Annotated in this window: 9 protein-coding genes; 4 read left to right on the plus strand and 5 right to left on the minus strand. The window is 57.2% G+C overall.

Going from position 1 to position 12,929, the window contains the following annotated elements; translation table 11 throughout:
- Positions 1-202: 202 nt before the first annotated feature.
- Entirely contained in the window at positions 203-1,366 is a 1,164-nt protein-coding gene (gene proB / locus HY2_RS04285) for a glutamate 5-kinase (protein WP_199285695.1), read from the plus strand.
- On the opposite strand, the gene HY2_RS04290 is transcribed toward proB, so the two are convergent.
- The 3 genes from HY2_RS04290 to HY2_RS04300 all read right to left on the minus strand — a co-directional run bounded on the left by HY2_RS04290 (position 1,367) and on the right by HY2_RS04300 (position 5,011).
- The gene (locus HY2_RS04290; RefSeq protein WP_034825026.1) at positions 1,367-1,843 is read right to left on the minus strand and encodes a MarR family winged helix-turn-helix transcriptional regulator; all 477 of its coding nucleotides are present in this window, start codon (positions 1,841-1,843) and stop codon (positions 1,367-1,369) included.
- A gap of 31 nt (positions 1,844-1,874) precedes the next feature.
- A complete protein-coding gene (locus HY2_RS04295; protein WP_034825028.1) occupies positions 1,875-4,271 on the minus strand; it encodes a transketolase in 2,397 nt (798 codons plus the stop codon).
- 119 nt (positions 4,272-4,390) lie between these two features.
- On the minus strand, positions 4,391-5,011 hold the full coding sequence (locus HY2_RS04300; RefSeq protein WP_081814916.1) for a TetR/AcrR family transcriptional regulator: 621 nt from the start codon (positions 5,009-5,011) through the stop codon (positions 4,391-4,393).
- Positions 5,012-5,223: 212 nt separating this feature from the next.
- Here HY2_RS04300 and HY2_RS04305 point away from each other — a divergent pair, with 212 nt between their 5' ends.
- The 3 genes from HY2_RS04305 to HY2_RS04315 are packed head-to-tail and all read left to right on the plus strand — an operon-like array spanning position 5,224 to position 10,889.
- The gene (locus HY2_RS04305; protein ID WP_158535316.1) at positions 5,224-6,318 is read left to right on the plus strand and encodes an efflux RND transporter periplasmic adaptor subunit; all 1,095 of its coding nucleotides are present in this window, start codon (positions 5,224-5,226) and stop codon (positions 6,316-6,318) included.
- A gap of 18 nt (positions 6,319-6,336) precedes the next feature.
- Positions 6,337-9,471 (plus strand): efflux RND transporter permease subunit, encoded by a 3,135-nt coding sequence (locus HY2_RS04310; protein WP_034825034.1) that lies wholly within the window; start codon positions 6,337-6,339, stop codon positions 9,469-9,471.
- Positions 9,468-10,889, plus strand: a complete 1,422-nt coding sequence (locus HY2_RS04315) for an efflux transporter outer membrane subunit (protein ID WP_034825036.1) — start codon at positions 9,468-9,470, stop codon at positions 10,887-10,889. Before HY2_RS04310 ends, HY2_RS04315 begins: the two co-directional genes overlap by 4 nt.
- Here HY2_RS04315 and HY2_RS04320 read toward each other — a convergent pair.
- Complete coding sequence (locus HY2_RS04320; RefSeq protein ID WP_034825038.1) at positions 10,886-11,437, minus strand: hypothetical protein; 552 nt, start codon at positions 11,435-11,437, stop codon at positions 10,886-10,888. The genes HY2_RS04315 and HY2_RS04320 overlap by 4 nt on opposite strands.
- Positions 11,438-11,555: 118 nt before the next feature.
- Entirely contained in the window at positions 11,556-12,854 is a 1,299-nt protein-coding gene (locus tag HY2_RS04325; protein ID WP_233346708.1) for an MFS transporter, read from the minus strand.
- Positions 12,855-12,929 lie beyond the last annotated feature (75 nt).

The raw sequence follows: 12,929 nt of genomic DNA on the forward strand, positions 1-12,929 counted from the left end.
GCCACATAATAATATTTGTTTAGAATTCAAATTATATACTGCAGGCACAGGGGTGGACGCTTCGAAAAAATCTACCATATACCCTGTTGATACGGGGCAACTGTGTATATGAGCAACACCCGCGGGTATTTTGTAAGCTAATCATTTGCATCCCGCGGAAAATCTACCTATGTCCGCCCCTAAGCTACTACGGGAGCATATTTTGCCTGCTAAAAAACGCCTTGTCGTGAAAATCGGATCCAGCCTTCTCGCCAATCCTGACCTTCTCACGCCGCGCTGGGCATTCATACAACGACTTCTTGAAGACATCACGAAACTTCGTAATGACGGATATGAAGTTGTCCTCTGCTCATCAGGTGCTGTGGCCCTTGGCCTGAACATGCTGGGCGAAAAACCGGAAACCGCCGGCCTTCGGGATAAACAGGCTGCTGCGGCCTGCGGCATGCCGCTTCTTCTGAACGCCTACAAGCAAGTGGCACATGAATTCGGTTTTGATATTGCTCAGGTTCTGGTAACCCTACAGGACATGGAAGAGCGCAAGCGCTTCCTGAACACAAAGAACACTGTTCACCGACTTCTCCAGGGCGATATCCTGCCCATCGTGAACGAGAACGACTCCATCACGACCGAAGAAATCCGCGTCGGTGATAATGACCGTCTCGCCGCGAAAGTTGCCCAGATGATCCAGGCGGACCATCTCGTGATCCTGACCTGCATTGACGGCCTGTATGACCGCAATCCCGAAGAGGAAGGTGCGCAGCTGGTCGAGGAGGTTTCCGATGTCAGCGAATATATTGCTGTAACAGATGGCACGAGCAGCCTCGGCAGTGGCGGCATGCTGACCAAGATGCAAGCCGCAAACATGGCCCAGAATGCTGGTTGCACCACGCTGATCGCCAATGGCGAGCATGAAGCGCCGGTATCATCGGTTCTTTACGGGGAACGTAAGCACACCAAGTGCATTGCACATACCAAGCCCGCCTCTGCATGGGCCGCATGGCTGACAGACCGCCTGCAAGTTGCCGGCAGCCTGGTGATCCGCGACGATGTCGCCAAGAAGATCGCCAAGGACATCGACCATATCCGTCACGAAGACATCAAGTCCATTCAGGGCCCATATGTGAAGGGTGACGTGATCCACATTTATGATGAGCATGGTGAAGAAATTGCCCGCGGCATGACCAATTTCTCCTCAGAGGAAACCATGGTGCTGGCACGTCATCCGGAAATCCCTCCCAAGGATCTTCTAGGATACCAGACCGGCGGCACCGTCATCAGCCGTGAAAACCTGATCATTCTGGAAGACCGCCACCTTCTATGGGACAGCCCCAAGGAAGATACATTCGTGGAAGTTTCCGACAGCTGATCAATCCGGCTGGGATAGATCTCCCACCTCAAGGATAGGTGCCACATCCAGGCTCTCCGCGTTCATCATTGCAGCAAGTCTCTGCACAGATGAAACGAGGAGAGTCTTTTCCCACATTTCCAATGCCTCAAACCGCTTCAGGAACCCCTCTTGGAGCGGCTCTGGTGCGTCTGCCAGGTTTTTCCGGCCACGTTCTGTAATCACCACATCAATCACGCGGCGGTCATCCTGATTGCGCTTGCGTTCAACCAGGCCAGCCGCCTCCAACCGGTCGACAATCGACGTGACCGTTGCCTGCGAAAGATGGATCTGCCGCGCAATCTCGGACGGCTTGTCCCAGCCGGACCGCGCCAAAGTCTGCAGCACCAGCAATTGCGGCGCAGTAAGCCCGGATGTTTTGGCAAGGCGTTTGGAGTTCAGGTCGATGGCCCGCGTTATCTGGCGCAGGGCAATAAGAAGATCATGATGGTCAGACATGCATGCTAATAAGAAGACAAATCCAGAATCGTCAAATGTTTCGAGCGCTAAGCCGAATAGGACGCCCCACGGACAAATGATTGGCAGCGGCTGTAATCGCATCGGCGTCGATCATGAAGTGCCGGTAGAGATCAGAGATCGTCCCGGTCTGACCGAAATGCTCCACGCCCAAGGGCATCGTGCGATGCCCCCTGACAGAGCCGATCCAGGCCAGCGTCGCTGGATGACCATCCGTTACAGTAATCAGCGTCGCATCCCGCGGCACGCCCGCCATCAGCCGCTCAATCTGACTGGTTGCATCTTCCACGCCGCGCGCCCGGGCCCGGCGCGCCGCTGTCCAGCCGGAATTCAGCCTGTCAGCTGACGTGATCGCTAGAACGCCAATGTCTCGCCGGTCATTGCCGATGCGGCCAGCAGCTTCGATTGCTTCGGGCGCGACACAGCCCTGATAGGCAATGACGACTTCACAATTCGGGCCGGGTTCTCTCAACCAGTATCCGCCATCGACTACGCCGCGCCTAAACTCTTCATCATCACGCGCCTTCACGCCCGGCTGCTCCAGGGGACGGGTCGTCAGGCGCAAATAGACAGAGCCGCCCGTCTCGTCACGCAACCAGGTCCGCTCATCCGGATCCCCCTCGCCGCTGCGCTGGAGATAATCAAACGACCAGTCCATGATGATGGAAAGTTCATCCAGAAAAGCCGGCTCGAACGAGACAAGCCCATCCTGGCTCATGCCGATCAGCTGCGCCCCAATGGATTGGTGCGCGCCGCCTTCTGGCGCCAACGTCACCCCCGAGGGTGTGCCCACGATGATAAAGCGTGCATCCTGGTAACAGGCATAATTCATGGCATCGAGTCCGCGCGCCACAAAGGGGTCATAGACAGTTCCGATCGGGATGATCCGCTCACCGAACAGGCTATGTGACAGCCCAGCTGCGCCCAGCAGCAGGAACAAATTCATCTCCGCAATGCCCAGCTCAATATGCTGACCTTCGGGAGAAAACTGCCATTTCTGCGTCGACGGAATGCGCTCTTCCCGGAATTTGTCCTCACGCGCATCCCGGGCAAACAGGCTGCGCCGGTTCACCCAGGGTCCGAGATTGGTCGAAGCCGTCACATCAGGAGATGTCGTCAGCATACGGTCGGCCAGCTCGCTATCAGTCTTCGCCAGCGCGTCGAGTATCTTGCCAAATCCCGCTTGCGTGGACAGCTCCCGGTCATCAAGAAATACGGGGCCGGGGCTTTTCACGATTGGCGCCTCATAGCGGCGGGCACCTTTGGAGAAGAACTCGGCCTTTTCCATGAACGCCCGCAGGCTGCCTGCATCATCAAGCGCGGCAAAAGGTTCCCACTCCTGGCCCTGCGGAACGCCCATCCGCTTCTGGAAATCGGCCATCTGCGCCGGATTCATCAGGCCGGCATGATTGTCCTTATGCCCCGCCAATGGCGTGCCCCAGCCTTTGATTGTATAGGCAAGAAACACGGTCGGCTGGTCATCCTGAATGCTGTCAAAGGCATTCATCAACGTCTCGACGCACTGACCGCCCAGATTGTTCATCAGGGCCGCCAGTTCATCATCCGAGCGCTTCTCTAGCAGTTCCGTCACATCGCCCTGATCGCCAATATCGTCCATCAGGCGTTTGCGCCATGCCTTGCCGCCCTGATAGGTCAGCGCAGAATAGTCCGTATTCGGACAGGACTGGATCCATTGCCTCAACGCCTCGCCGCCTGGCTCCCCAAAGGCTGCGCGTTGCAGCACGCCATGGCGCAGCACCACTGTGCGCCAGCCAAATGCCTTGAAGATCGCATCGATCTTTTCCCACAGCCCCTCGCGGACAACGCCGTCCAGGCTTTGACGGTTATAGTCAATGATCCACCACGTGTTGCGAAGGCCATGCTTCCAGCCCTCCTGAAGGCATTCATAGACATTGCCTTCATCCAGCTCGGCATCACCGACCAGCGCAATCATCCGCCCAAGCGGCTTGTCAGCGGCCCATTTCTTGGCCTCCAGATAATCCTGCATGAGGGACGCAAATGCCGTGATCGCCACGCCAAGGCCAACCGAGCCCGTGGAGAAGTCCACATCATCTACATCCTTGGTGCGGCTGGGGTAGGATTGTGCGCCACCTAGAGCACGGAAACTCTCCAGCTTTTCGCGCGTCTGATTGCCCATCATATACTGCATGGCGTGGAACACGGGCGAGGCGTGGGGCTTCACGGCAACACGGTCTTCCGGTTTCAGCTCATGAAAATACAACGCCGTCATGATCGAGACCATTGAGGCGCAAGAAGCCTGGTGGCCGCCAACTTTGACATCGCCATCTGATTTGGCGCGCAAATGATTGGCATTATGAACAATCCAGGCAGACAGCCAAAGCAGGCGCTGCTCAATTAATTTAAGATACTGTGTGGTGTCTTGCGTCATGGCTTTCCGGCAGCAGGTTTCATGGGGGTAACGACCATGATATCCGGGTAGCGCAGACTTACCGATTTGTCAGGCTCATTTGGGCTAAAAATGTCTTCCGTAAGGAAATATGGGGCATATTATTTCGCCTTCTTGGGGTCCCCGTCCCAACAATCTCCCAGAATGCTTTCCAGAACAGGCTTCATGGTCTCAAGGAATGAGGCTCGCTCCTGTTCCGGATGTCGCAGGGCCCGCGCAGGAAGTCCGGACAGCATCGTAAAGAGAAGCTCAGTTCGTAGCTGAATAGAATCGAGGCCCGCACGCTCCAGAATGGCGCTGAATTCCTGCCGCATCACGGCGTCATGCTTTTGAAGAATATCCGCAACCGAGGGATTACGCTGCGCTTCGGCGAGAATTTCGAAGTTCAGAACCGTCCTGAAAGGATCTTCCTTGCGCATGATGATGTCAGATATCGTGCTGACAATACCCTCCTGCACCATCTGCGGTGTATCATTCTCAAACTCCCGCATACGCCCAAGCTGACGGCAAAGCTCTCGTTCCGTCACGGCCTCGACCAGCGAGTCCTTTGAAGGGAAATAGTGATACAGGTGGCCAACGCTGATGCCACAATCACGGGCGATCCCGGAGATTCCGGCCCCATGGAACCCCTTCTCGACAAAGTTCTTTTCCGCGCAATCAAGTATGGATGCGATGCGTGTTTCGCGCTTTGCGCTCATCCTTGTTCCTAGAATCTGGCTCATTAACGTTTCCTACCCATAATTTGATGCACCGCCTCCTTGACTTGCTGCGACGCAGCATTAGATAGAGCGCTCATTCTATATTTTGAATAGCCTGCGGGCTGGTCAGTCGTCAAGGAACTTTCATGCGCATACCCACACAAACCCTTTCGGCGCTGGTTATGGCCACTTCACTACTGCTTGCGGCATGTGGAAATGACTCCCCCTCAGCCGACATGAGCCAGCAACAGGCTGCTCCCCGTGTTGAAACAATGACGGCGGAACTGACCAGCGTGCCCAACACGATAGAGCTGTCGGGCCGCGCACGCGCCTATGCTGAAGCCGAAATTCGCCCCCAGGTGACCGGCCTCATCAAGGAACGCCTCTTCACGGAAGGGGATGTTGTTCAGAAAGGCCAAGCGCTCTATCAGATCGACGCGGCTGAATACGCTGCGGCGGCGCGCAGTGCGGAAGCTTCACTGGAGCGCGCCCAAGCAACGGCTGATGTCGCTCGCGAAACAGCCAATCGCTACAAGCGCCTCGCAGAAATCAACGCTGTCAGCCAGCAGGAATATGACCAAGCGGTCGCATCTGCACGCCAGGCCGAAGCCGACATCTCCATGCAAAAAGCCGCTCTGGATAGCGCGCGGATTGATCTGGCTCGTACCAAGATCACCTCTCCGATCACAGGCACGATCGGCCGCTCTTCTGTCACGCAGGGCGCGCTTGTTACGCAGAACCAAGCCGAACCTCTGGCGCGTGTGCTGCAACTCGATCCGGTCTATGTCGACCTTACGGTTTCAAGCTCCCGCATCCTGAACTGGCGCCAGCAGATGGCCTCCGGAGAGATTGCGACCACTGAGAGACGTACCATCCCGGTCAACATCCTGCTGAGCGACAATGACTCAAACGGTCTTGTCGGCGAACTGGAGTTCAGCGAGGTGAACGTTGATGAGAGCGCTGGCACCGTCGCTGTTCGGGTTGTGGTGCCCAATCCTGATGGCATCATTCTGCCTGGCATGTTCGTGAGAGCCAACTTTGCCGCCGGCAATTATGAAAATGTCTTCCTCCTGCCCCAGTCAGTCGTTTCAAGATCCGCCACTGGTCAGGCAACCGTCATGGTCGTCAATGAGGATGGCACTGTGGAGCAGCGTGTCGTCGAGATTGCCGAACAGGTCGACAACCAATGGATCGTCACATCCGGCCTGAAGCCCGGCGAGAAGATCGCCGTGTCCAACCTCCAGTCCATCCGTCCCGGCATGAAAGTCACACCTATCTCCGCCGCCAGCAAGCTGTCTGCATCCCAGGATGCACGCGGCGGCTCGAAATAAGACCTACGGAAGTTTCAAATGGCAAAATTCTTCATTGATCGCCCGGTATTTGCTTGGGTGATTGCGATCCTCATCATGCTGGCAGGCGGCCTGGCCCTGCGAACGCTTCCGGTTGCACAGTACCCAGATGTTGCCCCGACCACGATCAGCATCATGGGCAACTATCCGGGCGCATCGGCCAAAGCGGTGGAAAACTCTGTCACGCAGGTAATCGAGCAACAGCTGACCGGTCTTGACGGGCTCGACTACATCACCTCCACCAGCAGCTCGAACGGCTCTGCCACGATCAACCTCTCCTTCAAGCCGGGCACCAATCCGGATATTGCGCAGGTTCAGGTCCAGAACAAACTGTCTCTCGCAACACCTTTCCTTCCCGAACAGGTGCAGCGGCAAGGCGTGACGGTCAGCAAGGCCAGTAACGGCTTCCTGCTGATTACCGCGCTGTACTCTCCGAACGGAACATATGACCAGACCGATCTGGGGGATTATGTCCGCTCCAATATCTACGACACTGTCAGTCGCCTCAATGGTGTAGGCCGGGTTGAGGCATTCGGATCACGCTATGCCATGCGCGTCTGGCTGGAACCTGAAAAGCTGGTCCAGTACAAGCTGATGCCCTCTGACATCGTAAATGCGATCAAGGCACAGAATGCGCAGATTTCAGCAGGCTCCCTCGGCGGCGCGCCGTCAGTCGAAGGCCAGGAAATCAACGTCACCATCACCCTGCAATCCCTTCTCTCGACACCGGAAGAGTTCCGCAACCTTCTTATCCGAACGACTCCCGAAGGCGGCTCTGTCCGTCTTGAGGATGTTGCCAAGGTTGAGATGGGCGCAGAGAACTACGAGTTCATCTCGAAATATAACGGCATGCCCTCAACCGGTTTTGCCGTATCCCTTGCGACCGGCGCCAACGCACTCGACACGGCCGAGTTGGTGAAGAAGACGGTCGAAGGGATGTCCAAAGACTTTCCAGACGACATTGAATATGCCTTTCCGGTGGACTCCACTCCCTTCATCGAAACGTCCATTCACGAGGTTCAGAAGACCCTGTTTGAGGCCATCTTCCTAGTCTTCATTGTGATCCTGGTCTTCCTGCAAAGCTTCCGCGCCTCCTTCATCCCGATCATTGCTGTGCCTGTCGTGCTGCTTGGCACATTTGCCGTGCTGCTGGTCATGGGCATGTCCATCAACACACTGACCATGTTCGCCATGGTGCTCGCCATCGGCCTTCTGGTGGATGACGCGATTGTTGTTGTGGAGAACGTCGAGCGCGTGATGCATGATGAGAAATTGCCACCGCGTGAGGCAACGATCCGTTCCATGGAACAGATCGTCGGCGCCCTTGTCGGCATCGCAGTTGTTCTGTCTGCTGTATTCGTGCCCATGGCCTTCTTCCCGGGCTCTGCGGGCATCATCTATCGCCAGTTCTCGGTGACCATCGTATCTGCCATGGCGCTATCCGTGCTGATCGCGATTGTGCTGTCCCCGGCGCTCTGCGCGACCATCCTGAAGCCAAAGGATCACTCGAAAAGCTCCTGGCTGGGCAAACCGGCCGAAGTCTTCAATACCGGCTTTGACAAGCTGACCGTCGGCTATGAAGCTGTGGTGAACCGCATCCTTAGACGGCGCCTGATCATGGTTGGCGTCTTCGCCATCATTGTCGCGCTGACGGGCCTTGCATTCACCCGCATCCCCAGCTCCTTCCTTCCTGACGAAGACCAGGGCAACTACTTTACCCTTGCCCAATTGCCGGCAAATGCCAGCCTTGAGCGCACCATGTCCGTCATGGATGAAGTCGTTGACTATTATCAGACGGAAGAAGGTGACAACGTTAAAGGTATATTCTCTCTCGCAGGCTTCAGCTTCGCCGGTCAGGGCCAAAATAACGGTATCGCCTTTGCCTCCCTGAAAGACTGGTCTGAGCGCCCCGGCAAGGAAAACTCCGTGCAGGCTATTGTCGGCCGCGCCATGGGGGAACTCTCCCAGATCGACCGGGCGCAGGTTTTTGCAATTTCCCCGCCCGCCATCCGCGAACTGGGCAATGCCAGCGGGTTTGACCTGTTCATTCAGAACACAGGTAACCTGTCCCATGAAGAGTTTGTGGGTGCCCGCAACCAATTGCTCGGTATGGCCGCCCAGGATCCGCGCCTTGCAGGTGTGCGCCCGAATGGCGTAGAAGATGGCCCACAATTTAATCTGAAATTGGATTACCAGAAGGCCCAGGCTCTCGGCGTGTCTGTCTCTGATGCGACGAGCCTGATGTCCACCATGTTCGGCGGCCTCTATGTAAATGACTTTATCGACCGTGGCCGGATCAAGCGCGTCTATATTCAGGGCGATGCGAACGACCGCATGCAGCCGGAAGACATTTCCAACTGGTTTGTGAGAACCAGTTCCAACGAAATGGCTCCGCTTGACGAGATGATTACCAGTGACTGGATCATTGGTTCACCTCAACTGCAGCGCTTCAACGGCATCTCCGCCCTGAACCTTCAAGGCTCCGCCGCACCTGGCCTGAGTTCAGGTGGTGCCATGGAGGCCATGGAAGAACTTATCGGTCAGCTACCGCCTGGCATCTCCTATGAGTGGAGCGGACTCAGCCGTCAGGAACGCCAGTCAGGCAACCAGGCAACCACCCTGTACGTCATCTCCATCCTGTTTGTGTTCCTCTGCCTTGCTGCCCTGTATGAAAGCTGGACCATTCCGGTTTCCGTTCTGCTGGTTGCCCCGCTGGGTGTGGCTGGTGCTGTAGCAGGCGCAACATTTGGTGGATTTGCAAATGACGTCTTCTTCCAGGTAGGCCTTCTCACCACGGTCGGCCTTGCCTCCAAAAACGCCATCCTGATTGTCGAGTTTGCCCGCAACCTTGAGAATGAAGGCAAGGAACTGGTGGAAGCGACGATCGAAGCCGTCCGTCTGCGTATCCGACCGGTTCTGATGACATCCTTCGCCTTTGCCTTTGGTGTGTTGCCTCTGGCACTCAGCAGTGGCGCAGGAGCTGCTGGTAGAAACGCCATCGGCACAATCGTGCTTGGCGGTGTGATCGCGGCCATGACCTTCAGCCTGCTTTTCGCTCCGCTCTTCTATGTTCTGGTGCGTAAACTGACTTCTCGTACCCCCAAACATGGCGACACAGCCGGAGACCCAGCATGAGCCACAAACTAAATCTTCTTGCGGCAGCTAGCCTGATCACCCTGACAGGCTGCATGAACATGGCACCGAAATATGAGCGCGTTGACATGCCTGTGCCGACGGAGTTTGGTTCCGCCACGGTCGAACGGGGCTATGAAGCTCCGCTCTACTGGGAAGGCGTCATCACCTCCCCGGCCCTGCGCAATCTTGTCGAACAGGCGCTGGAAAACAATCGCGATCTGAGAGCTGCAACGGCGAATGTCCGCGCTGCGCAGGCAAACCTTGTAAGCTCACGCTCGCAATTGTGGCCCTATATCAGCGCCGGCGCCAGCAGTCAGATTGCTGACACCTTCGATGATGGGTCTGGCCCCAACACTCGCTTTGTTGACAGCACCTACGCCCAAGTGGGCGTCGCGGCATGGGAACTGGATTTCTTCGGGCGGGTCAGCAATCTGAATGCTGTCGCCCTGCAGACCTATCTCGCGACGGCTGAAGGTGAACGCGCCGCCAGGATTGCCCTTGTGGCAACCGTTGCAGAGACATGGCTGCAACTCGCCTCCGATCAGGAATTGCTTCGCCTGGCCAACCAGACAGTGAGCAGTCAGTCTGAAAGCCTTTCGCTGACGAACGAATTGTTTGAAGCCGGCACGGCCAGCGAATTGGACGTTCGTCGGGCCTCTGCATCTGTCTCGCAGGCTCAGGCACAAGCGGCGCAATATGAAGCGGCCGTGCGGCGGGACCTCAATGCCCTTCGCTATCTGACGGGTGCGGAGCTTCCTGCAAACCTGGCCAACCAGGCCTCTCTCTTCCCCGCTCCGGTGAGAGTGGACGTTCCTGTCGGCCAGTCTTCCGCAGCCCTGCTGATGCGCCCCGACGTGATCGCCGCCGAGCGTCAGCTTCTGGCGGCCAATGCCAATATCGGCGCGGCGCGTGCGGCCTTCTTCCCGTCCATCTCGCTGACCGGGAATGTGGGCATCGCCAGCGGCGATCTGGATGATCTCTTCAATGGCGATCCGACAAGCGGCTGGGCCTTCACGCCGAGCATCGACATACCAATCTTTGACTTTGGCAACCGTCAGGGTCGTCTGGATGCTGCCCGTGCAAATGCGGATGCTGCGCTCGCCAATTATGAAAGCACAATCCAGCAGGCCTTCCGTGATGTCTCTGACACGCTCGCTGTTTCCGAGACAATTGACAAGCGGCTTGAGGCGCTTGAACAGCTGGCAGAGGACACAACCGTTACGCTGTCCCTGTCATCGGAACGCTTCAAGTCCGGTCTCGATGGTTACCTGACAGTGCTGGACGCTCAGCGGGAAGATTACAGCGCCAAACAACAGCTGATCATCGCCAATCTGGACCGCAACCTGAACGCCCTCGCGCTCTACCGCGCGCTTGGCACATGGGAACAGGAAGCGCAACCTGAAGCCGAAACCAACTAGGCCGCAAAAGAGCCTGCCGGTTGCAGTGTCAGACTGCCAGGCTCTTTGCACTCTTTCCCCGGAAAGGCTTTTTCGAGCCAGACTCGGACTTCCTCTGTGTCGGCCTTGTCGACAATCCCGACCTTTACGAGCAGGCGTTCGCCGCCCCCATAGATCAGCACATAAGATGGCCTGGCCTCTCTGGCCGCCATTCTGTCTTCACTTCCCGACTGTTCCAGCATCAGATTAGTGGTGGAGGCAGTGCCGGCATCCAGGCCCGTGAACACGACTTCGCCAGCATACCAACTGCTCACATCACCTCTATTCAGTTGCCAAACCGGCGATGGCTTCTGCCAGACCCAAACGCCTCCCGTTTCACTAAATCCAAGTGCCGTTTTGCCATAGGCCTGGATGAACTGGATCGTCGCGGGCACATTCGCTTCAAACTCCACCGCAGCCTCCTGTTTCAGCGTGTCGCTGGCAGTCTTGGCGAATGCTTTCAGCAAGCCAACAGCAGCAGACACAAAGACCAGTGCCGCAACGAAAATGATGATGGTAGACGTGTCCATAATGCCCCGGGCAATCTCTTGTGGAGAGACCTGTCTAGGGGCATTGACCACAGATAACTACACCCTTGGGGGGTATAAGCGTTTGCGTGGCCTGTGTTTGCCAGACGCAACAGGGTCTCTATTCGTTGAACAAGTCCAACTGCTCGTCCTCTGAGCCGCGGGGGTCCACTTCGGCAATGGCATAGCTGGTCGCGGTGACGACGCCGAACGGCTCCTTGTCTTCCTCCGGCGTATTCTCATAACGCACAGCCCGTGTCACCATCAGCAGCGCCAACATACCCAGCGATACACCGGAGAACACAAACAGGCCCGGCGCACCGAGGGACCGTGTCATGACAAGACCTGCCAGCACAGGCCCAAGCGCGGAGCCTATGGCCCAGATGGTCAGCATGCCCGCCATCATGGAGGTGACCTGTTCCGGGTTCGCGCGGTCCGCCGCATGGGCCACCGCGATGGCGTAACAGCTGAGGGAACCTGCCCCGAAAGCCAGCGCGAGCCCCAGAATAATCACAGCTGAGCCAGTTCCTGCAAACATCACCATGCCCGCTGATGCGGCTGCGCCGATCGTGGCCAGCACGCAAAGCACGAGACGCCTGTCCACACGGTCGGAGATTGTACCCGCCGGCCAGAGCGCCAGCATGGTGCCGATGGTCAGCGCCGCATTAAATTGCGCGGCAAACACGGTGCTGGTTTCCGGCATCACCTGAGAAGCATAAACTGGATAAAGCTGCGCAACGGCATTATTCACAATGCCCACCGTGAAGGCTGCATAGACCGCGCCCGGCGCTTTCCGAAATATCTGCCGGGGCCCGAACGGCACCGCGCCGGAGAAGGATGGCTGCGCACGGTTCGTCGCCGTCACGGGCAGCAGAGAAGCCGCAAACAAGGCGGCCAGCACCATGAAGCCTGTCGTGAGACTGCTGATACCCGCAATGACGAATGGCCCCGCCACAGCGCCTGTTTTGGAAACGAAGTAATAGAAGCCCAGCACCGCCCCGCGCTTGTCAGACGGCGCAGCATCGGCAATCCAGCTCTCGCCGGACGTCAGCAGTCCTGCGCAGCAAATGCCCAGAAACACCTGCAAGCCGGTCCACACCAGCACATTGATACTGAGCGTGTAAGCGAGCGCCACTATCGCCGCGATCGCCGCAAAGAAGGCAAAAGACCGGATATGCCCGATCCGCTTGATCTCGAACGGAGACAGATTGGTCCCGATCAGAAAACCGAGGGAAAAGGCTGATGCCACAAGGCCCAGCGCCGCATTGGAAATACCTGCACTCCGCAAATTCAGCGCGATCAGAACCGACAGCGCAGACATTGCGGCCGCAAGAATGGTCAGCGCCGCAACAATCGCGAGAATGTTGCGATAACCGGACACGACAGGCTCCGGTACTGAGGGGGTATCTGTTTCCATCATCGCCAGACCCATAACCAGTAAATCCGCGCATTGGCACCCCTGATCATGCCGCGCGAACTGCAAGTTTCCTGAGGG

The organism is Hyphomonas pacifica (genome assembly GCF_000682675.1).
Classification (GTDB): Bacteria; Pseudomonadota; Alphaproteobacteria; order Caulobacterales; family Hyphomonadaceae; genus Hyphomonas; species Hyphomonas pacifica.